Consider the following 24888-nt stretch of genomic DNA (forward strand, 5'->3'; position numbering starts at 1 on the left):
CGAACAACATAAAAATTTGCTACAATTTCTCAAAATTTTTTGAGGGTTGAGGTGACAAATGTCTGTTGTTGGACGTATCCATTCTTTTGAATCCTGCGGTACGGTAGATGGACCGGGGATTCGTTTTATTCTGTTCTTGCAAGGCTGTTTGATGCGGTGCAAATATTGCCATAATCGTGATACTTGGGATCTTGATGGCGGCAAAGAAATTACGGTTGAAGAGCTGATGAAAGAAGTCACGACTTATAAGCATTTTATGAAAGCAACCGGCGGTGGTGTAACAGCTTCGGGGGGGGAAGCTGTGTTGCAAATGGAGTTTGTGCGGGATTGGTTTCGTGCCTGTAAGGCTGAGGGCATTAATACCTGCTTAGATACCAATGGTTTTGTTCGCCATTATAGCCCGGTGGTTGATGAAATGCTTGAAGTGACCGATTTGGTCTTGCTGGATTTAAAACAGCTCAATGATGAAGTTCACCAAGATTTAGTCGGGGTGTCTAATAAGCGTACTCTTGATTTCGCCCGTTATCTACACAAATTAAATAAACCGACTTGGATTCGCTATGTAGTCGTGCCGGGTTATACGGACGACGATGATTCCGCCCACCGTTTGGGGCAGTTTATTCAAGGAATGGATAACATTGAGAAAGTGGAGCTTCTGCCTTACCATCGCTTAGGGGCACATAAATGGGAAACCTTAGGCTATAAATATGAGCTGGAAGGCGTAATGCCACCGCCTAAAGAGGATTTAGAGCGTATCCAAAAAATCATTGAAAGTTACGGGCATACAGTCAAATTCTAAAAATAAGCGGTCATATTTTGTGATTTTTTTGCAAAAAATTATTGAAATATGACCGCTTGTTTTCTTTTCTCTCTAACTTTGTGTATTATCTTGATACGAATTTTCATTTTGACCATAAAAGGAAAAAATAATGTCTAACCCTCTTTTAAATTACACAGGCTTACCTGCATTCTCACAAATTAAACCTGAACATATTAAACCTGCGGTGGAAGCGGTGATCAAAGAATGCCGTGAAACCGTTGAAAAAGTCGCACAAATTGAAACCCCGACGTGGGAAAATTTCTATATGCCACAAGCAATGGCTGGGGATAAATTTTCCCGTGCGTGGTCACCGGTTGGGCATTTAAATGCGGTGAAAAATTCCCCAGAGTTGCGTGAGGCTTACCAAGCGTGCTTGCCGTTATTATCGGAATACAGCACTTGGGCGGGGCAACATCAAGGGTTATATCAAGGCTATGTGAAGTTAAAAAACAGCCCTGAATTTGAAACTTATTCGGTTGCACAGAAAAAGGCAATTGAAAACAGCTTGCAAGATTTTGAATTATCCGGCATTTCATTGCCGGCAGAGAAACAAAAACGCTATGGAGAAATTTCTGCCCGTTTGTCGGAACTCAACTCGCAATTTAGCAACAACGTACTTGATGCGACAATGGGCTGGGATATTGTGATTACCGATGAAGCACAGCTCAAAGGCTTACCGGAATCAGCGTTAGAAGCGGCAAAATTATCCGCAGAAAGCAAAGGCAAAAAAGGTTATCGCTTCACCCTTGAAATCCCGAGTTATTTACCGGTGATGACCTATTGTGAAAACAAAGCATTGCGTGAGGAAATGTACCGTGCTTATGTTACTCGAGCCTCTGATCAAGGCCCGAATGCAGGCAAATGGGATAATAGTACGGTGATTGATGAGATCTTAAAACTGCGTCACGAAAAAGCTCAACTGCTTGGCTTCAAAACGTATTCCGATTATTCATTAGCCACCAAAATGGCGGAAAATCCACAACAGGTATTAGATTTCTTGAACGATTTAGCCGCTCGCTCGAAAGCTCAAGGCAAAAATGAATTATGCGATTTGAAAAAATTTGCCAAAGCCCATTTCGGCATTGAACATTTGGATTTATGGGATATTCCGTTCTACAGCGAAAAACAAAAACAGGCATTGTATTCAGTCAATGATGAAGAACTTCGCCCGTATTTCCCGGAAAATCGTGTATTATCGGGCTTATTTGAGGTGATTAAACGCATTTTCGGTATGCGTGTGGAAGAGCAAAAAGAGGTTGATGTATGGCATAAAGACGTACGTTTTTTCAATATTTTTGATAAAAATGACCGCTTGCGTGGTTCGTTCTACTTAGATTTATACGCCCGTGAAAATAAACGTGGCGGGGCGTGGATGGACGATTGCATCAACCAAAAACGCTTGGCTGATGGTACATTACAAAAACCGGTGGCATATTTAACCTGTAACTTCAATAAACCGATTGGCGATAAACCGGCATTGTTTACTCACGATGAAGTGACTACCTTGTTCCACGAATTCGGACACGGTATTCACCATATGCTGACTGAAATTGATGTGGGCGATGTTGCCGGTATTAACGGTGTGCCGTGGGACGCAGTAGAGTTGCCAAGCCAATTCTTAGAAAACTGGTGCTGGGAAGAAGAGGCATTAGCCTTTATTTCAGGGCATTATGAAACCGGCGAGCCGTTACCAAAAGCGAAATTGGAGCAATTATTAGCAGCGAAAAACTTCCAAGCGGCAATGTTTGTGCTTCGTCAATTAGAATTTGGCTTGTTTGATTTCCGCCTACACACCGAATATGACCCAAGCAAACAAGGGCAAGTGTTAGCCTTACTTAAAGAGGTGAAAGAGCAAGTCGCTGTTGCTAAAGGTGTAGAGTGGGCGAGAACGCCACACAGTTTCTCGCATATTTTTGCGGGCGGCTATGCGGCAGGCTACTACAGTTATTTATGGGCGGAAGTGCTTTCAGCCGATGCCTATTCACGCTTTGAGGAAGAGGGGATTTTCAACCCTGAAACGGGGCAATCTTTCTTAGATAACATCTTAACCCGAGGTGGTTCGGAAGAGCCAATGGTGCTGTTCGAACGCTTCCGTGGTCGTAAGCCAACCCTTGATGCCTTGCTCAGACACAAAGGCATTTTAGGTAATGCCGAGCCGGTTGATTGCACTCAATAAAGTGAACACGTTTTACAAGCGGTTGGATTTGCAAATTTTTTTGTAAATTTGAGCGCTTGTCTTTTCTTTCTTTTGCAACTCGTTATAATTTTCAGCATTTAGCCTGACAGAGAGTGAAATAATGTCTTTAGATTTAGCCGATATTCGAACCCAAATAACCAACTTAGACCGCAATTTATTAAAGCTACTGGCAGAACGCCACCGCTTAGCCTTTGATGTGGTGCGGAGCAAAGAAATCACACAAAAACCGTTGAGAGATTTAGAACGGGAAAAGATTTTGCTTCAAGAGCTGGTAAATTTTGCCGAAGCGGAGAATTACCAGCTTGATCCGCAATATGTGACCCAAATTTTCCAACGTATTATTGAAGATTCGGTGCTGACTCAGCAAAATTATCTGCAAAATAAATTGAATGAACAAAAAGAAGAGCAGGTTTCGATTGCGTTTTTGGGAATGCGAGGCTCTTATTCCAATATGGCGTCTCGCCAGTTTGCCAAAAAATATCAAGGTACATTGGCGGAATTAAGCTGCCATTCTTTTAATGAAGTATTTGAGAAAGTCAGCCTTGGCGAAGCAGATTTTGGCGTACTGCCGCTTGAAAATACGACTTCAGGTTCGATCAATGAAGTGTATGATTTATTGCAGCATACCGACTTAACCTTAGTGGGCGAATTGGCGTACCCAATCAAACATTGTGTATTGGCAAACGGCAATGTGGATTTAACAGAGGTGGATACCATTTACACCCACCCACAGCCTGCTCAGCAATGCAGCCAATTTTTAGCCGGGTTAGATAAAGTGCATATTAAATATTGCGAAAGCAGCTCGCACGCAATGCAAATGGTAGCTCGTTTGAATAAGCCGAATATTGTTGCCTTAGGCAATGAAGATGGCGGAAAATTGTATGGCTTGACGAATATCAAAACCGATATTGCCAATCAAGCTCACAATATTACCCGTTTTATTGTGGTGGCTAAAGAAGCAGTACGGGTTTCGCCACAGGTACAAACCAAAACCTTGCTGTTAATGACCACCACACAACAAGCCGGTGCATTGGTCGATGCGTTAATGGTGTTTAAAAATCATCATATTCGGATGATGAAACTGGAATCCCGCCCGATTTACGGCAAGCCTTGGGAAGAGATGTTTTATGTGGAGCTGGAGGCAAATATTCATTCTGAGAACACCCAGAAAGCATTGGCGGAATTGGAGCAAGTTACCAGCTACCTCAAAGTGTTGGGTTGCTACCCAAGCGAAATTATTGAGCCGGTAAAACTGTAATATTGTCTAATATGACCGAAATTAAAGCTCAGAATATTTTCTGAGCTTTTACTTTAGGCTAAGCTGATTCTTGTTTTAGAATTGCATAAAGTTGGTCTTTTAAATGCAATTTTTCTTTTTTTAGTGCCTCAACTTCTTCATGCGTTGCCAGTTCAATATTTGCCTCCATATTCTTAATACGCTGGTCTAGCTCATTATGTTTATCAAATAAGCGAGCAAAATGTGAATTGTTTTGCTTTAATTGGGTTATGAGATCTCGAAATTCTGGAAACATATTTAACTCCTAATAGTGGTTGCAAATTTTACTTGATTAAATACTAGCATTTTTTTGTTGATTTACTGTTAAATCTTTCTATTTTTTTGAACTTGATCACAAAATTTATATCGAAAATTATAATGTGTGCGAGTCATATTTAAGGCTATAATAATGCGTAGGAATTTTAGATTTAAGGACACAAAAATAATGAGCTATAAAGTGGTCTTTTCGCTGTTGTTTTCTCTATTTTTATCAACAGCAAATGCAAATTGGACAAAAATTAATGATGTGAATTATACGTGGGGGCCATTTAATATTTACCATATTACGCTTTTTACTGAGAGTGGTACCTATGTAGAAGGTACACGTCCTTTAATGCTTACTCTACAATATAAAAAACCGTGGGAGGGGCGTGATTTTGCGGTTTCTTTAGCAAGAACTTGGAATAATTTAGGCATTAAGCTACCTGAAAAAGAGCTAGATGAGGTTATTACCCACCTGAGAAAAACTTTCCCAGATATTAAGCCTGAAGATACATTGCACTATATTGCATTAGAAGATAGAGGTTATTTTATTTTAAATGATAAAGTAGTCTCTGATGTGTTTAATAAAGCTTTCAATGATGCCATTGTAGCAATTTGGCTTGATCCGAAAATGGATATTAGCCATCAATTACTTGATCCCTCTTATAAGCCAAGAATTGAGTCAAAAAATATAGAATCACAAGCTGAGGAAAAATCAGCGGAAGTGAAAGCACAAGAACCTATTGCCAATACTGAGGTTTCTAAGGAGATGAAAGAGTCTCAAGCTGTAGAGCAAGAATCAAACAAAACAGAAACCCTAGAGGTAGATAAGACCCAATCCAGCGTGGCAAATGAAGCGACTCAACCGGTAGAGAATAAAGATAAGAAAGAGCCAGAAAAGCTAGAAGAAAAACCAAAGGAGATGAAGATTGAAAATCCGGAAGTGTTCATTTCACCGATTTATGATGATATCTTAATGCTCACCAAATATTGTGTTTAAGCAAAGAACAAGCGGTAATATTCTCGAAAAATATTACCGCTTGTTCATTTTTATAATCCGTTTAAGATAAAATTTTCGCTAACTCAGCGCTTACTTCTTCTACCGGTTTTGTGCCGTCTAAACGTTCATAACGTGTGTTGCCGGCTTCCGCTTCTGCGGTGTAGTAGGCGATTAACGGCTTGGTTTGTTTGTGGTAAATCGCTAAACGCTCTAATACCGTTTCCGGTTTGTCATCTTGGCGGATAATCAACTCTTCACCGGTAACATCATCTTTGCCTTCCACTTTAGGTGGATTGTAAACCACGTGGTAGGTACGTCCTGATGGTTGGTGAACGCGACGACCGCTCATACGCTCAACAATCACTTCATCAGCTACATCAAATTCAAGCACTAAATCAATTTTTACACCTGATTCTTTTAACGCATCAGCTTGCGGAATGGTGCGTGGGAAACCGTCTAATAAGAAGCCGTTCGCACAATCCGGTTGAGCAATACGATCTTTTACTAAGGCTACCGTTAATTCATCCGGCACTAATTTGCCTTCGTCCATTAATGCTTTTGCTTGTTTGCCAAGTTCAGTGCCTTCTTTAATTGCCGCACGGAACATATCACCGGTTGAAATTTGCGGAATACCGAATTTGTTCATAATAAACTGAGCTTGCGTACCTTTGCCCGCACCCGGTGCACCTAATAAAATCACTTTCATTTGAAAACCTCAATTAAACTAAAAATAATAAAATCACTTAGGCAGTAACCTTACCGATTACTGCCTAAAATTGCAAATTTTTTTAATTTTTTGACCGCTTGTTATACGGAATTAGAATTCATAGCGTAAATTTAAGCGTGTATAGAATGGCTCACCGTAGCTATATTGGCTAAAGCTGAGGGCGTTACGATATTTTTTATCGAATAAGTTATCAATGTTAAGCTGTGCTGAGAAGTTGTCATTAAATTGATAACGAGCTATCAAATTCACTAAAGTGTAAGCTTTTTGACCATATTCGCCATAAGTGGCGTGTTTGGTATAAATTCTGCTTTGCCAGTTTACACCTGCTCCTACCGTTAAACCTTGCACTAAACGGTTCATATCGTAAGTTGCAAAGAATTTAAATTGTTTGCGTGGTTGAGTTGTGTTAATTGGGTTACCTGAAGCATCATCGCCTTTCCACTGAGTATATCCTGCACTGAGTTTTAATTTTTCAGTTACATTTCCAGATGCTTCTACTTCAAAGCCTCGAACTTTCGCACCTTTAGAGGCTGTGTAGTAGGCTAATAATGTATTAGGGTTAATACCGGCAGATTGAGCTAGATTATCTTGTCTTGTTTCAAATACGCTAATTTGAGTTTGCAAGTTGTCATTGAAATAACTCCCTTTCCAACCTGATTCGTAGGTTTCGCCCGTAACAGGAGAGAGTAGTTTGTTATTGATGTCCACTTGACTTTGTGGTTTGAAAATATCGGTATAACTTACATAAACGGTATTTTGTGGATTAATATCAAAGGTTAATCCTGCATAAGGTGTCCAAACATCGTTAGCGTGGAAGTTTTGTGTTGAACCATAGAAAGTGCCTTCTGTGCGGTACGATGAAATACGAGAACCTAGAAGCATAGAAAGTCTATCTGTAAGACGTAAACGGGTAGAAACATACACCCCGAACTCTTTTAAGTTTTGGTAGTATTTTTCAGACATACTTCCCCAGTTTGGTCTAGCATAAATGCCATTCCAATTATTAAAGTCGAAAGCTCCGTCAAAGGTGCTGTTATCGGCAGCGTAGGAATTACGATGTGCTCGATTGTATTGAATACCGATTGCCGCATCGTGTTCTAATCCCCAAGCAGAGAATGAACCGGTAAGATCAAGCTGCACATTAGATTGTGTATTATCATTTTTAAATTTACCCGGCCAAGGCGACCAACCTAATCCATCTTGGCGATTAAGTGATGAGCCGCTGAAATAGAAAAGTTCTGAATTATGTTTGCCTACACGGTAATTGCCTTTTAATGCAAGTTCCCATTTTTTTTCGCCTAGTTTTTGTGTAATATCGGCAAAATAGTTTACGGATTCATTATCCCAGTAAGCCCATTCCGGACTGGCATTTTTGCTTCTGCTCCAGTTAGTTTCACCACCATCGCTATAGAATGCGGGTAAACCACCCCAAAGTGCTGCATCACGTTTTTCTTTTTGATAGCTTACACCTAACCCAAGTTTGGTAGTGTCAGTTAAGTCTGCTTCAATATTGCCATAAAGCGTGGTGTAACGTTCTTTTTCATTTTTAATGAACGTATTACCGTTTTTATGTTCTGCAATAAAGCGGCCTCTTACTGATCCTGAATTATTCAATGTTTGGCTATGGTCAATCATTGTATTGAAATCAGCATAACGCCCGATTCCAGCTTCTAAAATAGTATAACGGGAAATGCTATTGGCTCGTTTACGAACAAGATTAACACTTGCAGAAGGATCGCCTGCCCCAGTAGTTAAGCCTGTAGCACCACGCACAACTTCTACTCGGTCGTATAACACGCTGTTGCCTGTATTTTCGCCCGTTGTCCATTGGTTATTTACTTTGAGATCCATACCATCTACCTTGACTTTATCAATCCCAAAACCACGAGCACTGAAAGAATAGCGTCCTCTGTCAAGTAAAGAAACAGAAACACCGTGAGTTGCTTCAAGTGCTTTGGCAATCGTATTAAGATTTTGATCTCTGATTTGTTGATGCGTTACAGCCGTTACGCTTTGTGGCGTGTCTTTCGCACTCAATGCCATTCCATTAGAGCCTTTGGCTTTTTTCTGTGCATAACGTCCAGTTTCTTCCGATGAGGCATTTGGCGTTTCGGCACTTACTTCTACGGTATCAAGATGAGTAACTGTTTCAGCGTAAGCTGTTGAGATAAACCCTATACCAGAACTGTATAAGGCAAGTTTTATCGCTTTAGATAGCGTGTTCATAATTTCTCCTAAGTAATGAATAAAAAATTATTTATGTTGTTTGAGTAACAGTAAGAAATAGATACCCCCGAGAATAGAGGCAATAATGCCTGCCCCAATCTCATAAGGGAAAATTAGATAACGCCCGAGCCAATCGGCAATGAGCATTAGCATTGCCCCTAATAATGCCGATATAGGGATCTGTTTCTCCGGTGTAATTGCACCTAAATTTTTAGCTAAATGAGGGGTCATTAGCCCAATGAAGCTCATTGGCCCTACCGCAAGTGTAGAGGCGGCACTCATTAGGGCAATTAAAAGTAATACAATCATTTGTACTTTTTTAACCTCTAACCCTAAATGGTAAGAAACGGTCTCGCCAAGTGAGATCAAACGTAAAGGTTTGATAAACAGTAAAGTGGCACTGATAAGTAGGATTGCAACAGATAATAAAATCCAAACTGTATTCGGATTAGCGTAATAGGTTGAGCCAGACAGCCAACTAATAACTGCCGTTAAACGAGGGCTGCCGCTTAGTTGAATAATAGCCATTAAGCCACTGACTAAAGCTCCAATAGCAACACCTGTAATCATTAACGCTGATGGTTGTAATTTACGAGAGAGCCACATAATAAGAGCGAGAACAGTCAAACTCCCTAATACACCAAATAACAAGAAGCCAATGCTAGATAATGTTGGGAAAAGTAAGAATGACAGTACTGCAGCAATAGTTGCCCCTGAACTCACACCTAATACTTCAGGGCTTGCCATTGGGTTTCTCGTTAAGATTTGTAATAGGCTACCACTTACCGCAAGCATTGCCCCTGTTGCTATCGCACTTAGACTACGAGGCAAGCGGTAGGAACTCATCAGGTTTTCATCAATGCTAATAGCCCAGCCATTCATTGTTGGAGCAATGATTTGTAATAGACAAAATAGGATAACTCCAGCGCATAACAACAATATTAGCAGTTTCCACGAATTGAGGCGTTTAACGGGGAAGTATGCTGTATTGCTTGCTTCAAATTGTGCTTTACGTTGGCGTAATACCAAGAAAATTAATAATGGTGCGCCTAGTGTTGCGGTAAATGCACCAACAGGTAGTAGAGTGTCGTAAATTCTGCTAACAATGCCGATGAGATTATTGGTAAAAAAGAGTAAAAATCCGCCCGCTAGAAAAGCAATCAAGAGGCGAAGTAATAAATGTCGTATTTTGGCAAAATGGGCCAAACTTGCACCTGCAAATCCAATAAAGCCAATCACACCTACTTTGCTTACAACCAATGCTGTAATGGCGGCACAAACAAAAATAACTAAGTAACGTAGTAAATTAACAGGCGCGCCTAAGCGGCGAGCTTGTTCATCATCTAAACTTAAAATTGTGAGTGGACGAGAGAGTAAGACAAAGATAAAAAATGCAACTACTACCGTTATCGCTAAGGTAATAGAAGTTGCCCAACCATCTTGTAAAAGTGAGCCACTTCCCCAAACCATAACGCCAAATAAAAAATCAAAGTAGAAAAGGGTCAGTAAAGAGGCAATAGCTCCAAACAAAATATTAACAATCAATCCCCCTAAAATAAGGGTAAGGGGATTGAGCTTAGAGGCTTTAGCAATAAATAAAACCAGTACGATAGCAGCTAAAGAGCCAAGTAACGCAATCCAGAAACTAGAAAAAAGCTCGGCGGCTGGGAAAAAGATAACCGCAATCATCAATGCAAGTTGAGCCCCGCTACTGACGGCAAGTGTGCTATCTGACGCTAAATTATTTCTGACAATATGTTGTAAGCCACTGCTGGCTATAGCCAATAAACCGCCTGCTAAAAATGACGTTGTCATTTCAGGTAAAAGAGCTGCTTTTACCGCAGCTTGATTAATCGGCAATAAATCAACATTTATGAGTAGTAACTGCCATTCCCACTCCCAGACCATATTTAAACGGATAACAGCTGTTACTAAGGATAAAAGAATACAGCCAATCAATAAGAATGATGATTTCATTACTCTTTTTCTCCTTGTGTCATTGCATTGTGTAAAAACTCAGCAAAGTGCGAGATGGAATCAGCCCCACCAAAGAGCCAAACAGGCGGTAATACTTTCATACAACGGTTTTTACCAAATCCTAAACGTTGCCAAATGTAGCTATTTTCTAAATCTGCTTGCGTCATTTTAGAAAAAGGTGAGATGACAATTAAACAGGTGCGTTCGGGTAATTTAGCTAAATCACTCATAGGAATAAGTTTATTTCCCCAGCGATCTCCCACACCTAAATCAGCTTGTTTTAAGCCCATCAAATCAAAGGCTACACGGAACATTGAATTAGACGCATATATGCGTAACTCTCTCGGAGAGCCAAATTGAACAACAGAGTAGTAATCAATATCTGGATTACTGTTAAGGATTTCTTTCCCCCATTGAGCCAACGTTTGTTCAGTTTTCGTTAAATATGCTTCTGCCGCACTAGGGTTTTTAATCGCTGTTCCAATCATACGAGTGGCTTTTTGGTAAGTATGCCAATGTTGCTGAGGTTCAGTATTGCCACCATCAAATAGCACGTCTATTTGTGGAATTTCTTTCGGGTAAACAGAAGCCAAGTGAGCGTAGAAAAAGTTTGATAGCACCAATTCAACAGGAAGCTGTGCTAATAATTCGCGATTAGGCTGATAACGCGCTCCAATATCTAACACGCTATTAGGCTGAATAGGGCGGTGCGACCATAGCGGATAAATTCGCTTATCCCCCATCGCAATGGGCGGATTTCCCATTTCAGTAAGGGCAGAGGCAATAGACCAATCTGGTGTAAAAATATTAGGTTGAGCAAATGCGGTAGAAATTTGCAAAATAAAGAGAAAAATGAACCGCTTGTATTGCCTAAACATCATAATACCGCCACTTTATGTAAGCCTGCAGGGTGGTTAAACAAGTGCAGTTTTAGCCCGAAGATCTCAAGTAATTTCTGTTCTTGCATAATTTCATCAACAGAACCTTGAATACAGAGTTCGCCTTGCTTTAACGCAATAATTTCATCACAAAATTGGGAGGCAAGATTAATATCGTGAATAATGATAATGACAGTTAAACCTTGTTCATTCACTAGCTTGCGAATAAGCTGCATTACTTCAACTTGATAAACAATATCAAGGGCAGCCAATGGCTCATCTAGCAGTAAATAGGGTGTTTGTTGGGCTAAGCACATAGCAAGCCAAACTCGTTGTTTTTCTCCGCCTGATAGACTATTTACAGGCTGTTTAGCAAACTGAGTAACGGAGGTGCTTTCCATTGCTTGCTCAACAATTTGAACATCAAATTCTGTTGGTTTTTGTAGCCATTTTTGATATGGAAATCGCCCTAAAGCAACCAGTTCCTGCACTAAGAAATCCGCCGCTTCAGGTAAACGTTGTGGTAAATAGGCAATATGTTTTGCCGCTTCTTTGGTAGAAAGCTGATGAAGTGGTAATCCATCGACTAAAATTGAACCGCTGGTAGGCGTTATATCTCCGCTTAGTAAACGCATTAACGTTGATTTACCCGAGCCGTTATGGCCTATTACGCCATATAAACGCCCCTTGCTTAAATTGAGGGAAATATTGCTTAGCAGTTTACGGTTTTGTTCAACAGAGTAGCTAATGGAATTTATTTGAATCATAGTGTTGTGTTTTAAGAGCATAAAAAAGGTGGGATTACCCCACCAAATCAATCAAAATGAAAATGAGTAGATGAAAATCTATTATGAAAACGGTGCTAAATATATTTTTATTGTAAATGAAAGTCAATATCATTTGGTTTTAGGTGAGGGTAAATTTTAGGATAAATAAAAAATAACCGACTAAATTACTAGGTAATTCAATCGGTTATAAGTGGTCGGATATTTAATAAAAAATCTTATTTTTATGAATAGCTATTCAGCTTGTCCCCAAGGAGCAACCTTAAACAACATTAGCATTCCCGGAATACCAATAAAGAAACAGAGCCAAAAGAATTGGTAATACCCCATCATTTCGACTAAATGCCCGGTGTAAGCCCCGAGCATTTTGCTTGGTAGAGCAGACAGACTGGTGAAAATCGCCAGTTGCATTGCGGTATAAGCCGGGTTGGTTTCACGAGCCATAAAAGCAACAAAAGCGGCAGTGCCCAGCCCAACGCCCAAATATTCGCCTGCCATCACTAAGCCAAGTTTCCACAGCTCTGTTGCACCGATACTCTCGGTAGGAAAATGCCCAAAACTGGCAAGGTAAGCGAAGCCTAAAATCGTAATTAATTGCACAAATCCGAACAGCCATAACGCACGGTTAACGCCCAATTTCAACATTGCCACGCCACCAATAATGCCTCCGCCAATACTGCACCAAAGTGAAGTCATTTTCACAATGCCGGCAATGTGTGATTTAGTAAAACCCATATCCAAAATAAATTTGGTTTGTAGCGTAGTGGCAAGGGAATCGCCTAATTTATACAGGAAGATAAACAGAATCAGCCCAATCGCCCCAGCCACGCCTTTGCGGGTGAAAAACTCTTTGAACGGATCGACAAACGCCATATAAAACGGCTTAGTGCGGTCGATTGGCTTATGGTTAGGTTCAGCAGCGATGAGCGTAACGAATAAACAAGGCACTAAAAAAGCAGCGGTAATCAGAAACACCGTATCCCACGCATAATGGTCGGCTAAAAACAGCGAAAGTCCACCCGGAATTAGACCTGCAATACGATAAGCATTAACGTGAATGGAATTACCTAAACCCAGCTCGTTATCCGATAAAATCTCACGCCGAAACGCATCCACTACAATATCTTGAGTTGCAGAGAGAAAAGCTAACAGTACGGAAAGGGTAACAATAATCGAAATATCTTTTACCGGGTCGAACAAGCCAAAGCTGGCTAAAATCACTAATAGCCCGATTTGCGAAATGAAAATCCAGCTTTTGCGTCTACCCAAAAAGGGGGGAAAGTAACGATCTAACAATGCAGCCCACAGGAATTTCCACGTGTAGGGCAACGAGGTTAGGGTAAAGGCGGCAATGGTTTTAATGTCTAAATTGGCACTGGTTAGCCAAGCCGGCATTAGTTGAATCAACACAAACAACGGCAAGCCGGAACAAAAGCCGGTGTAAACACAAAGCAGCATATTTTTAGTAAAAATCTGCTGCCAGATAGAGCGTTTGGGTTCGTGACAAGCGGTCATATTTTTCCTAAATTTTGCAAGAGAAAAGGGAAAACTGTATGTCAATATAGCATACTTTTAAGGGCGTCCCTAACCCTTTCAATTTCTTCACAGATAAGGTTTGACAGCCTTGCGACATATTTCTATTATTCCTTTTAATCAAACTAAAAAACTGGAAGCAGAGTATGAACACGCAGCATAGAACCGAATTCCTTCAAAATGCCCTTACCGAACGCATTCTTATCTTAGACGGTGCGATGGGAACGATGATCCAAAAATATAAACTGACCGAATCTGATTTCCGCGGTGAACGTTTTAAAAACAGCACCATCGACCTTAAAGGCAATAACGACCTACTCACACTCACCCAACCACTCCTGATTTCTGCTATTCACGAGAAATATTTAGCCGCCGGTGCGGATATTATCGAAACTAACACCTTTAGTGCGACTACCATTGCTCAAGCAGATTATGAACTTGAAAGTATTGCTTATGAGCTGAATCTTGTGGGGGCAAAACTTGCCCGCCTTGCTGCCGATAAATTCTCCACCCCTGAAAAACCTCGTTTTGTTGCTGGTATTCTTGGGCCAACCAACCGTACTTGTTCGATTTCGCCTGACGTAAACGACCCCGGTTTCCGTAACATTACCTTTATGCAACTGGTGGAAGCCTACGCAGAGGCAACCCGAGGGTTGATTGAGGGCGGGGCGGATCTGATTATGATCGAGACCATTTTCGATACCCTGAATGCCAAAGCCGCCGTGTTTGCGATTGAAACGGTGTTTGATGAGATGGGCGTGAAGTTGCCGATAATGATCTCCGGCACCATTACCGATGCCTCAGGGCGAACGCTGTCGGGGCAGACCACAGAGGCGTTTTATAACTCGCTCCGCCACGCCAAACCTCTGACATTCGGCTTGAACTGTGCGCTCGGACCGAAGGAACTTCGCCCTTATGTGGAGATGATGTCAAAAATCAGCGAGACTTTCGTCTCGGTTCACCCGAATGCCGGCTTGCCAAACGCCTTTGGTGGGTACGATTTGGGGGCGGAAGAGATGGCGACTTACATCAAAGAGTGGGCAGAACTCGGCTGGCTGAACATTGTCGGCGGCTGTTGTGGCACCACGCCGGAGCATATCCAAGCCTTTGCCGAAGCAACCAAAGGCGTTGCTCCTCGCAAATTACCTGAAATCCCAACCGCTATGCGTTTGTCGGGCTTAGAGCCACTCACGATTGACGATAATTCGCTGTTTGTAAATGTGGGCGAACGCAATAACGTCACCGGTTCGGCAAAATTTAAGAAACTGATTAAAGAAGAGAAATTTGCGGAAGCGATTGAAATTGCCATCAGCCAAGTGGAAAACGGGGCGCAGGTGATTGACGTGAATATGGACGAGGCGTTGCTCAATTCCAAAAAATGTATGACCCGTTTCCTCAACATTCTTGCTACCGAACCCGAAGCCGCCAAAGTGCCGATTATGATCGACTCCTCGAAATGGGAGGTGATCGAGGCGGGCTTGCAAACCGTGCAGGGCAAGCCGATTGTGAACTCAATTTCCCTAAAAGAGGGCGAAGAGAAATTTATTCACCAAGCCAAACTCTGCCGCCGATATGGGGCTGCGGTGGTAGTGATGGCGTTTGACGAAGTCGGGCAAGCGGATACGGAAGAACGCAAGGTAGAAATCTGTACCCGAGCTTATCGGATTTTGGTTGATCAGCTCGATTTCCCACCGGAAGACATTATTTTCGACCCGAACATTTTTGCGATTGCCACCGGCATTGAAGAACACAATAACTACGGGGTGGACTTTATCCAAGCCTGTGAGCGGATTAAGCGAGACTTGCCATACGCCAAAATTTCCGGCGGGGTGTCGAATGTCTCCTTCTCTTTCCGTGGCAACAATGTGGTGCGTGAGGCTATTCACGCCGTCTTCCTCTACTATGCGATCAAAGCCGGAATGGATATGGGGATCGTGAACGCAGGGCAGTTGGCGATTTATGACGACCTCGACCCTGAACTGCGAGAAGCGATTGAAGATGCGGTGCTGAACCGCCGTCATGACGCCACCGACCGCCTGTTGGAAATTTCCGAAAAATATCGGGGCGTAAAAGTAGAAAGTGCCGATGAAAGTGCCGCCGAATGGCGAAACTTGCCTGTGGCAGAGCGTTTAAAACACGCCCTCGTGAAAGGCATTACCACCTACATTATTGAAGATACCGAAGAGGCTCGCCAGCAATTTGCCTCTCCGCTGGAAGTGATTGAAGGGCCGCTAATGGCGGGGATGGACGTGGTGGGCGACCTGTTCGGAGACGGTAAAATGTTCCTGCCGCAAGTGGTGAAATCGGCTCGGGTAATGAAACAGTCCGTTGCCTATTTAGAGCCGTACATCAATGCCACCAAGCAGAAAGGATCGAGCAACGGCAAAATGGTGATCGCCACCGTGAAAGGCGATGTACACGACATCGGCAAAAACATCGTGAGCGTGGTGTTGCAGTGCAATAACTTTGAAGTGATCGACTTAGGCGTGATGGTGCCTGCTGATGTGATTATCGAAACCGCTATTCGAGAAAAAGCCGATCTCATTGGGTTAAGTGGGCTAATTACCCCATCGCTTGACGAAATGGAGTATTTTTTAGATGAAATGAACCGCTTGAAGCTCGATATTCCGGTGCTGATTGGCGGTGCAACCACCTCAAAAGAGCATACGGCGATCAAACTCTATCCGAAATATAACTACCCCGTAGTCTATACCGCTAACGCTTCACGTTGCGTCACCGTCTGTGCGACCTTGATGAACCCTGAGGCAAAAGCGGAATTTTGGGAAAAAACCAAAGCCGAGTACGAAGAAATTCAGCGTAAATTTGCCGTTCGTAAACCACTTCGCAACGGTTTATCCATTGAGGAGGCTCGAGCCAATCGTTTTGACGGATTTAGTGGCGAATGGGCGGATTATGTGCCGCCAACGCCAAAACAGACCGGCATTATCGAATACAAAAATGTACCGATTGCCACCCTACGCAAATTTATCGACTGGTCGCCATTCTTTATGCTCTGGGGCTTAATGGGCGGTTATCCTGATGCCTTCGATTATCCGGAAGGCGGCGAAGAGGCACGCCGTGTCTATAACGATGCCCAACGGGTGCTGGACGAATTTGAGCAAAACGGCAAGCTCAATCCAAGCGGGATTATGGGGATTTTCCCTGCTCAGCGTGAGGGCGATGATATTGCAATTTTAAACGAAGATCGCACCGCTTGTATCGGCAAATCCTACCATCTCCGCCAGCAATCTGAACGAGGCAAAAACAGCAAAAGCCCGTACAACCTCTGTTTAAGCGACTTTATCGCCGACCGAGAAAGCGGACAACAAGACTGGTTCGGAATGTTCGCCGTTTGTGCCGGCATTGAAGAACACGACTTGGTGGAAGGCTACAAAGCGGCGGGCGACGACTATAATGCCATTCTGCTCCAAGCCGTCGGCGACCGTTTGGCAGAGGCAATGGCGGAATATCTGCATTTTGAACTGCGTACCAAAGTATGGGGATATAGCGAAGAAACCTTCGATAACGGCCGCTTGATCCGTGAAAACTACCGAGGAATTCGTCCTGCACCGGGCTACCCAAGCTGCCCTGAGCATACCGAAAAACAGATCATCTGGGATTTACTCGAAGTCGAACAACGGATCGGGATGAAACTCACCGAAAGCTATGCAATGTGGCCGGCAGCAAGCGTCTGCGGCTGGTACTTCACCCACCCTGCCAGCAACTATTTTACGTTAGGGAAAATTGACGAAGATCAGGTGCTGGATTATGCGAAGCGTAAAGGTTGGGACGAGGTTACGGCTAGGAAGTGGTTAAGTGTGGCGATGAAACAGGATGTGAAGTCTCAAATAACAGGTTAGGTATCAATATTCATAATAAGATATTCTGATTAAATATGATACAATTCTAAAAACTCTAAACTATTCTAAGGAAACTAATATGGCAAAAATTAAACTTGAAATAGGTGTCTTAAATGTTGCAATGCATAATCATGATGAGGGAGAGCTATCTTATGAGAATTTATTTAAGGCAATACATAATAATGATAGCTTAGAAATACAGCTAGATGAAACTCATGCGGCTTGCCTCGGAGAATTAAATACAAATAAGAAATTTGGAGCTGAGCGTTATTTTATAGGGCAAATATATAAGTATGCCAAGATAGATCCTGAGCGAGAGTGTTTAAATACAAAAACAAAAAAGGTAGCCACAGATGAGGAAAAGAAAGCTTTGATTGTACCAAAGCATTTGAGACCACATTTTGTCAAAATCCCTTTTGTATTTATTCCTAAAGGTCATAGGCTATATATTCAAATCAAACATAAAGGAGATTCATTTGGAATTACTAGAGCTAAAAAATTATTAGAACTATTAGTTCAAAATGCAGAGATATTCCGAAAATTTGGGGATGTTGAAATTACTATTGAGCCAGATTCAGTCGCGGTAGAAAATCTGATTAATAGAAAAGATATTGATAAGCTAGTCCTAGATATTGTCCGTCCTAACCCAGATGATCTCAAAAGTGTTGAAAAATCTTTCTTTGAGCAGATGAAAAAGCGCAATCTAAAAAAACAAAGAGTTGAATACATATCAACAAAAGATGAAAACTTAGTTCTTGATAAAGAAATGAAAGATGAAGTTAAAATCGCAGCATCTAATGGTAAAGTTATTGCTGAGGGTATAACAGCAGAGAATGAAAAATGGAAAACTTCGACAGAAGAAACAAATTTAATTATTAAAACTCCCTATATTGTTGATAGAACAGAAGAAAATAGAGGTGAAGACCCTGCTGAAAAGCATTTGGTCGAAACAGCATTCGATAATCACAGTGAAATAATAGGATAAAATTGAATATGAAAATACTAAAAGATAGCTATCAAGGTGTTTCTGAAATATTCCAGTATTATTGGGATATTTATGGTGGGTGGAGAGCATTATTGGTCTCTCCTTATTTACATATAGCAATTCTTTTATTAATTTTCACTCATCATCAATGGATGTCAAGAGACTGGTGGGAGCAGAGCTTATCTATCCTTCCTAATCTACTTGGGTTCTCATTAGGTGGATTCGCTATTTTCTTAGGCTTAGGAGATGAGCAATTTAGAGCGATTTTAGCAGCGAAAGATGAGAATGAAAAAAGCTCTGTTTATACTGTAGTATCTGCTACTTTTGTGCATTTTATTTTAGTCCAAGGATTAGGAATTATTTTTGCTTTATTAGCGAAAGCATTAGCATATCAACCTATTTGGTTGCCTGATAACTATATGTTCTATTTTGCTTATATCACCCCTATATTTTGGGGAATTGGCTATTTATTTTTACTATATGCTCTAACATCAATGATAGCTGTCGTAATGGCAATTTTTAGATGTACGAGATTGTATGAAAAATATCAAGAAATTAATAATAACGAGGATAACTAACTGAATTGTATATCATATCTAACTAATATATTTACAAGCGGTCATTTTCCCCGATGGCGCTCGTCTCTGACGAATGCCTTACAATCTGCAGCACCCGTCTGAGACGGGCGCTATCATCAACAACAAGCAGTCACTTCCCCCAAAACTTTGCAAATTCCCCCACAAAACTGACCGCTTGTACCTAGCCTAAATTCAGCTATCATAACCCTTGTTCTTTTAACCCTATTTTCGGAAACATTTTTATGCCTAAATTTAAACTGATTTTACTCGCCGCCACTTTGGCAGGCTTATTTGCTTGTACGCCGTCTGAACAAAAGAAATCGGCACAGGTGGGATATTTGAAAACCAATATCAGCCAAGCGGAATTGAATAATACGGCGAATTACAAACGCTATAATTATTACTGTAACAACCTGACCACGGGCGAAACGTCATTTTTGGCAACCTATTTTCCGCTGTCTCGTGAGAGCCGTAAGCAAGAGAATTTTGGTATCTATTTTCAGTTAGACGGTGGCAAAGCTGAGCTGTTTGATCATCTGCAAAACCGTACCTTAGGCGGTAATAAATTTGAGGTGAGCTATCGTTCTTATCAGCCGATTGACGGTAGCTATGTGGATTTAATCGCCCGTGAGCATAGCTCGACTTACTACAAAAATTTCAACGGCACACAATTGCCGTGGTTGGAGTGCCGTCAGGGCTAACAGTAAGGGAGGTTTACCCTCCCTATGCCAACTTCTCAATCCCCCACATTTCCCTTTTCCCCCAATCCATTTCAGCTTTTACCCCAAAAGCCGTTGCAATATTTTCGGCAGTTAAGACCGCTTGTGTACTGCCACTGGCGAGTAAATTGCCGTTTTTAAGCAGAATGATTTCATCACAAAAACGGTAGGCAAGGGGCAAATGATGAATGACTACCACACAGGTCTGTGTTGGGGTTAGGGCTTTGAGTTGCTGCATAATGTCGATTTGATAGTAGGGGTCGAGGGCGGCAATCGGTTCATCAGCAAGCAAGAACGGGGCTTGTTTCATCAAGCAACGGGAGAGTTGCACTCGGGTCTGTTCACCGCCGGAAAGCTGTTGGTAAGTGTTATCCAGCAGGTGAGAAATCGCCAACTGTTCGGCAACCGAACGCACCTTTTGACGCTCTTGTTCAGGCGAAAGCGGTGCGGGTAAGCCGAGTGCTATCACATCATACACTGAAAGTTGCCACGCCACGTTGAGCTGTTGGGCAAGGTAGGCAAATTGTCGGCTCCGTTCAACGGCGGAAAGAGCGTGCAGTTTGCGATTTTCCAGCCAAATTTCACCGCTTGTCGGGCGCAAAATGCCGGCAATCGCTTTGAGCAACGAGGATTTCCCAGCCCCGTTTGCGCCCATAATGCCGATCAATTTGCCTTTTGGCAGATGGCAAGAGAGGTGTTGAATACCGTGAGCAAGGGTAAGGTTTTCAATCTTGATCATTGTGCCAATCTCCGTTGCTGGGTGAATAAAATCCAAATCAAAAACGGTACACCCAAAATTGCCGTAAGCGTGCCGATGTAAATTCGGGCAAAAAACGGCACATATTGCACCGCCAGATCTGCAATCAGCAGTAACAACGCCCCGATTAACGCGGAGGTAAGATAAAGCTGAGACGGTGGTTTTTTCAGCCAAATACGGGCAAGATGAGGGGCTATCAAGCCGATAAAACCGATAGTGCCGGTCTGCGGAATCGTTGCCCCGACCAACAAGGCCACGCCAACACTAACGGTAAAAAAACTGCGTTGCAGGTTGATGCCCATTGTTGCTGCCGTCTCTTCGCCAAAGGTGAGCAGGTCGAGATAACGCCGTTCCCGATAGAGGCAGACAATGCCAAGCAAGATCAAGGGTAACGCCCAACATACTGCCTCTGTGGTTGCCCAGACTAATGAGCCTTGCAACCAGCGGTAGAGTTCCGCCAACGCCCACGGGCTTTCTGCATTGGAAAGCAGTAAAGTCACCGCCGCCCCGAGCAACACGTTTACCGCCACGCCACTTAAAATCATCATTGTTGTGCCGTGGCGAAAGCTAATCAGCCACACCAGCAAAAACGCCCCCAGCGCCCCTGCCACACCGCCAAACAGTAGCCAGCCCATCGGAGCTGAAAAATAGTAGAGCAGAAACACGCTCACCGCCGTTGCTCCCGAACTGCTCCCAAGCAAACCGGGACTGGCAAGCGGGTTTTGAAACACGCCCTGCATCGCATTACCGGCAAGCGCAAGGCTGGCGCCCGTCAGCACCGCCAAGCCGATACGGGGCAGCCGAATTTCACCCAGCACCAGCCAGCGCAGATCGCTTAGCACGCCTTCGGCATTTTTTAGCAAGGCAAAATCGCTCAGTTGGTAAAAGGCTGCGCTGCTAACAATCAGCAACAACAAACTTCCAAGCACAATGTTTAATTTCTTCATTCTTTTTTCTCTCATCAAACGTGCAGATTATACCATAGCGCCAAAGTCAAGCTGAAAACGCTATTTTTGCGATCTCCATCGAAAAAATAGCGTTTGCCGAATGTAACCCACGACAGGCTTTGCTATATTCCTTCAATCAGCCTAAGTTTTGTATTTAAAACATTACAGATTGGGGGGTAGAATGTACACCATAAAACAAACCGATATTGTGAAAGCAAGGGGGCTTTTAAACGAAATGAAGAAATATAGAGGAGAACACGATGAGTCATTTTCCACCTGAAATGGTTGAAAAATATGGTATCACCGAATTTGATGCCGCCGAATATCTCACCAATGACGAGCTAATCGCCCTTTATTTGGCGGAAACATTGAAAGACGGTACGGACGAGGAGTTTATTCAAGCATTGAATACCGTGGCACGAGCGAAAGGAATGAATGAGTTAGCGAAAAAAGCAGGGATCGGGCGTGAAAGTTTGTATCAAAGCCTTTCCAGCAGTAAGCCCCGTTTTGAGACGATTCGCAAAATTATTAGCGCACTAAATTTGGAATTGTCGGTCGTTAAGGCGTAGCCGTGTGCCTTAATTGTTTCTCAACCCACTCCGCTCCCTGCCAAACCCCGTGATCGAAACAGTAGGTGTATTTCATCGGCAAGACAAGCGGTGGATTTTGGCTCATTTTTTGCCATATTTTTTGTAATGCAGGGTGTTTGAGCAGTTCGGCTTGGTTATTGTAGCTTTGGTTATCGGTGAGGAACAATAACTGTTTGGGTTGCGCTAACAGTAGTTTTTCCAGCGAGAAATTCTGTGGCGTGAGGTCGCTTTTTAATGGCGATAGACCGAGAAGATCCAACAACGTTTGATATTGGGGAAAATGCGGTTCGATCATACCCGTTTCGCTTAGAATTAAGGTTTCAGCAAGCGGTTGTTTTGGCGGGATTTTTTGCAAACGCAGACGTTCCACCAGCTTTTCCGCTTTGGCTTGATTTTGGGTTAGCTCGCCTAGTTGTAAAATCAGTGTGAAAAGCTGTTCGGGCGTTTGCGGGTTGTCGTTTAATGCGACTAACTTAAAGCCAAGCTGTTTCAGCCGTGCAGTGAGTTGTGGGTAGAAGGTTTCATTCAGCAAAATGGTGCTATCTGCATAGGGCAACAGTGCAGTGAGTTCCGCTTCAACGGTGGGTTTGTCTGTGTTCAGTTTATCCAACATCATCAACGGCTTTTGGGAATAGGGTGACATCGCCCGAATTTGATGCAGTTCGGCAAGTTCCAGCAACAGACGGTCGCTACACAAATTGAGCGAAACGAATTGCTCGGCTTGTGCGGTTTGAGAAATAACGAGTGAGAATAAAAATAGGATCTTATACATAAATGTAGGGTGCGTTTGCCAACGCACCATACGATCAAATAAAGTGGTAAAGGTGCGTTTGCAAACGCACCCTACGATTAGAATGAACCTTTTAAGCCAACGTAAATGTTGCGTCCATCTTGCCCGTAGCCCAATACATTTTCATATTTTTTATTAAACAGATTATTTAAATTAACATAAACGTTTAACTGTTTATTGAGCTGATAATTAACCCCTAAATTCACCAAGGTATATGAAGGCATTTTTACTCGAGATGGGAATGAGCTATCAATGCGTTTACCCACATAAGAGAGAGAGGCAGATGAACCGAATGACTCAGTGATCTGGTAGCTCAGCCCTGCATTTGCGACGTGTTTTGGTCGGCGTAGCAGCTCTTTTTGTGCGCTGTCTTTGGTTCGAGTAAAGGTGTAGTTTGCAAAGCTGGTGAGCTTTTCACTCCATTTACCTTGATATGCCAATTCTACCCCTTTGATACGAGATTTATCTTCCAAGTTGATAGATTGGTAATTTGCACATTGCAGATAATCTCCCCAAGGAGAGCTGACCATTTGGCAATTATTGCCTTTAGAGCTAAACAAATCGTTTACTACTCGAGCAAAATAGGTTACATCCAAGCTGTGTTTTTTATCCGTGCTTTCAATTAGCAAGCCAAGGTCGCCACCACGGCTTTTTTCTGCTTTGAGATTTGGATTACCAACATAGCTTGCGTCCCAACCATATAAATCGGTGATGCTTGGATTTTTAATGGCTTTACCAATGCTTGCGTGTAAGCGGAAATTTGGCGATAAACGGTAAGCTCCAGAAATACGCCCAGTGATAGCATTTTTAAACTGTGAATTATCGGTATAACGACCACTAATAGAAAAACTGTGATCTTGTTCGGTAAATAAGCGATATTCTAGTGCCGCACTTTTTTCGGATAAGGTTTTTTCACGCAAATATTTATCAGAGGTATAGCGTGTTTTTGCATAATCTGTCAGTAAACTGACCGCTTGTGTCACTTCGCCATCACGGTCAAAGTTTACATCTAATTGATAATTCGCATTAAGTTGTTTTTCGTTGCTATGGCGAGCATTTGAACCGAAATGCGTTGCTTTACTATTGAATTGGCTGATATTCGCTTGGTGTTTCAGCAGTTCTTGTTCATTTCCCCAATAACCGCCTAATTTAAAAGTTTGATTGCGAGTACGAGAATATTCACCGCTAATGTCTGAATTATAACCATCAATATGAACGGTTTGGGAAGATTGAGCGGTAAGAAATTCAACACCTTTGTTACCTAGGTCATAACCTAAACGTAAAGAGCCGTTATCACGATGAAAGCCATCTCGTTCGCTTGCACCACCGGTTTTTACTTCCGAACCTGTTTCTGTAGTATAACTGAAACGGTTTTTGCTCAGTGCGGAAATGCCTTTGGTACGATGGCTATCACCGTGTAGAGCATAGTAGAAACCGTTGTGAAATCCGGAAAGTGTTGCGCTGGCATCACGGGTATTATTTGATCCTAAACCAAGATCGACCTCCGCATTGAATGGTTTCTCTTTGTATAAACCGCTTTTGGTGGTGATATAAACTACACCACCCATAGCACTGCTTCCCCAAAGAGCGGATTGCTCGCCACGTAGAACTTCGATACGTTCGATATTGCTAATCGGTAAGCCACCAAAATCGAAATTTCCAATATTAATCGGATTGACTTTTACACCGTCAATCACAACCGCAGTATGGCGAGATTCTGCCCCTCGTAAAAATAAGCTGGTAAGAGTACCACGTCCACCTTGTTGCCCAATCGCCACGCCCGGCACAGTCTTTAACACATCACTCACATAAGTGGCATTGCGTTCGGAAAAATCTTTTTCAGTGAGAACCGTCACGCTGGAAGCGGTTTTGTCCTGGTTGATTGGGGTTGCATAGGCGGAATAGACTGTTACGGAGTCAAGCTGAGTCATCTCATTTTGTGCAAAAGCTGTACTTGCTAGTGCAACAGAAATGGCGGTAGT

Annotated in this window: 20 protein-coding genes; 9 read left to right on the forward strand and 11 right to left on the reverse strand. The window is 42.5% G+C overall.

The window, feature by feature from the left end; genetic code table 11:
* The first annotated feature begins 58 nt into the window (after window positions 1-58).
* The 3 genes from pflA to ACJ7Z2_RS05265 all read left to right on the forward strand — a co-directional run bounded on the left by pflA (window position 59) and on the right by ACJ7Z2_RS05265 (window position 4275).
* A complete protein-coding gene (gene pflA / locus ACJ7Z2_RS05255) occupies window positions 59-799 on the forward strand; it encodes a pyruvate formate lyase 1-activating protein (RefSeq protein WP_409501010.1) in 741 nt (246 codons plus the stop codon).
* 130 nt (window positions 800-929) lie between these two features.
* Complete coding sequence (gene prlC / locus ACJ7Z2_RS05260) at window positions 930-2996, forward strand: oligopeptidase A (RefSeq protein WP_409501011.1); 2067 nt, start codon at window positions 930-932, stop codon at window positions 2994-2996.
* A 121-nt stretch (window positions 2997-3117) separates the two neighbouring features.
* Window positions 3118-4275: a chorismate mutase gene (locus tag ACJ7Z2_RS05265; protein ID WP_409501012.1), complete on the forward strand. Its 1158-nt coding sequence runs from the start codon at window positions 3118-3120 to the stop codon at window positions 4273-4275.
* Window positions 4276-4333: 58 nt separating this feature from the next.
* On the opposite strand, the gene ACJ7Z2_RS05270 is transcribed toward ACJ7Z2_RS05265, so the two are convergent.
* On the reverse strand, window positions 4334-4549 hold the full coding sequence (locus ACJ7Z2_RS05270; protein WP_006250034.1) for a YdcH family protein: 216 nt from the start codon (window positions 4547-4549) through the stop codon (window positions 4334-4336).
* A 189-nt stretch (window positions 4550-4738) separates the two neighbouring features.
* On the opposite strand from ACJ7Z2_RS05270, the gene ACJ7Z2_RS05275 reads away from it, so the two are divergent.
* The gene (locus tag ACJ7Z2_RS05275; RefSeq protein ID WP_409501013.1) at window positions 4739-5554 is read left to right on the forward strand and encodes a dihydroorotate dehydrogenase; all 816 of its coding nucleotides are present in this window, start codon (window positions 4739-4741) and stop codon (window positions 5552-5554) included.
* Window positions 5555-5615: 61 nt separating this feature from the next.
* Here the strand turns inward: ACJ7Z2_RS05275 and adk are convergent, their stop codons facing one another.
* The 6 genes from adk to ACJ7Z2_RS05305 form a co-directional block, all read right to left on the reverse strand.
* Window positions 5616-6260 carry an adenylate kinase gene (gene adk / locus ACJ7Z2_RS05280; RefSeq protein WP_409501014.1) on the reverse strand — a complete coding sequence of 215 codons (645 nt, stop codon included), beginning with the start codon at window positions 6258-6260 and terminating at the stop codon, window positions 5616-5618.
* Window positions 6261-6371: 111 nt separating this feature from the next.
* A complete protein-coding gene (locus ACJ7Z2_RS05285) occupies window positions 6372-8507 on the reverse strand; it encodes a TonB-dependent siderophore receptor (RefSeq protein ID WP_409501015.1) in 2136 nt (711 codons plus the stop codon).
* 27 nt (window positions 8508-8534) lie between these two features.
* On the reverse strand, window positions 8535-10484 hold the full coding sequence (gene fhuB / locus ACJ7Z2_RS05290) for a Fe(3+)-hydroxamate ABC transporter permease FhuB (RefSeq protein ID WP_409501016.1): 1950 nt from the start codon (window positions 10482-10484) through the stop codon (window positions 8535-8537).
* A complete protein-coding gene (locus ACJ7Z2_RS05295) occupies window positions 10484-11365 on the reverse strand; it encodes an ABC transporter substrate-binding protein (RefSeq protein WP_409501017.1) in 882 nt (293 codons plus the stop codon). Before ACJ7Z2_RS05295 ends, fhuB begins: the two co-directional genes overlap by 1 nt.
* Entirely contained in the window at window positions 11362-12150 is a 789-nt protein-coding gene (locus ACJ7Z2_RS05300) for an ABC transporter ATP-binding protein (RefSeq protein ID WP_006251866.1), read from the reverse strand. The genes ACJ7Z2_RS05295 and ACJ7Z2_RS05300 overlap by 4 nt, the downstream gene beginning before the upstream one ends.
* A gap of 231 nt (window positions 12151-12381) precedes the next feature.
* Entirely contained in the window at window positions 12382-13662 is a 1281-nt protein-coding gene (locus ACJ7Z2_RS05305; protein ID WP_409501018.1) for an AmpG family muropeptide MFS transporter, read from the reverse strand.
* Between the two features lie 164 nt (window positions 13663-13826).
* Here ACJ7Z2_RS05305 and metH point away from each other — a divergent pair, with 164 nt between their 5' ends.
* The 4 genes from metH (at window position 13827) to ACJ7Z2_RS05325 (ending at window position 19804) form a co-directional block, all read left to right on the forward strand.
* Window positions 13827-17540: a methionine synthase gene (metH, locus tag ACJ7Z2_RS05310; RefSeq protein WP_409501019.1), complete on the forward strand. Its 3714-nt coding sequence runs from the start codon at window positions 13827-13829 to the stop codon at window positions 17538-17540.
* Between the two features lie 79 nt (window positions 17541-17619).
* Entirely contained in the window at window positions 17620-18525 is a 906-nt protein-coding gene (locus ACJ7Z2_RS05315) for a DUF4747 family protein (protein ID WP_409501020.1), read from the forward strand.
* A gap of 8 nt (window positions 18526-18533) precedes the next feature.
* Entirely contained in the window at window positions 18534-19103 is a 570-nt protein-coding gene (locus tag ACJ7Z2_RS05320) for a hypothetical protein (RefSeq protein ID WP_409501021.1), read from the forward strand.
* 242 nt (window positions 19104-19345) lie between these two features.
* Entirely contained in the window at window positions 19346-19804 is a 459-nt protein-coding gene (locus tag ACJ7Z2_RS05325; RefSeq protein WP_409501022.1) for a hypothetical protein, read from the forward strand.
* A 22-nt stretch (window positions 19805-19826) separates the two neighbouring features.
* Here ACJ7Z2_RS05325 and ACJ7Z2_RS05330 read toward each other — a convergent pair whose 3' ends face one another.
* Window positions 19827-20561: an ABC transporter ATP-binding protein gene (locus ACJ7Z2_RS05330; protein ID WP_409501023.1), complete on the reverse strand. Its 735-nt coding sequence runs from the start codon at window positions 20559-20561 to the stop codon at window positions 19827-19829.
* Window positions 20558-21526 carry a FecCD family ABC transporter permease gene (locus ACJ7Z2_RS05335; protein ID WP_409501024.1) on the reverse strand — a complete coding sequence of 323 codons (969 nt, stop codon included), beginning with the start codon at window positions 21524-21526 and terminating at the stop codon, window positions 20558-20560. Before ACJ7Z2_RS05335 ends, ACJ7Z2_RS05330 begins: the two co-directional genes overlap by 4 nt.
* A 260-nt stretch (window positions 21527-21786) precedes the next feature.
* Between ACJ7Z2_RS05335 and ACJ7Z2_RS05340 the strand changes: the two genes are divergently transcribed.
* Complete coding sequence (locus ACJ7Z2_RS05340) at window positions 21787-22095, forward strand: addiction module antidote protein (RefSeq protein WP_154703998.1); 309 nt, start codon at window positions 21787-21789, stop codon at window positions 22093-22095.
* Here ACJ7Z2_RS05340 and ACJ7Z2_RS05345 read toward each other — a convergent pair.
* Both ACJ7Z2_RS05345 and ACJ7Z2_RS05350 read right to left on the reverse strand, forming a co-directional pair.
* Complete coding sequence (locus tag ACJ7Z2_RS05345) at window positions 22085-22888, reverse strand: helical backbone metal receptor (protein WP_409501025.1); 804 nt, start codon at window positions 22886-22888, stop codon at window positions 22085-22087. The two genes, ACJ7Z2_RS05340 and ACJ7Z2_RS05345, sit on opposite strands and share 11 nt — an antisense overlap.
* A 77-nt stretch (window positions 22889-22965) precedes the next feature.
* Window positions 22966-24837, reverse strand: coding sequence for a TonB-dependent receptor domain-containing protein (locus tag ACJ7Z2_RS05350; RefSeq protein ID WP_409501110.1), 1872 nt, complete (start codon window positions 24835-24837; stop codon window positions 22966-22968).
* Window positions 24838-24888: the final 51 nt, after the last annotated feature.

It is taken from the genome of Mannheimia glucosida (assembly GCF_046267875.1).
Classification (GTDB): domain Bacteria; phylum Pseudomonadota; class Gammaproteobacteria; order Enterobacterales; family Pasteurellaceae; genus Mannheimia; species Mannheimia glucosida.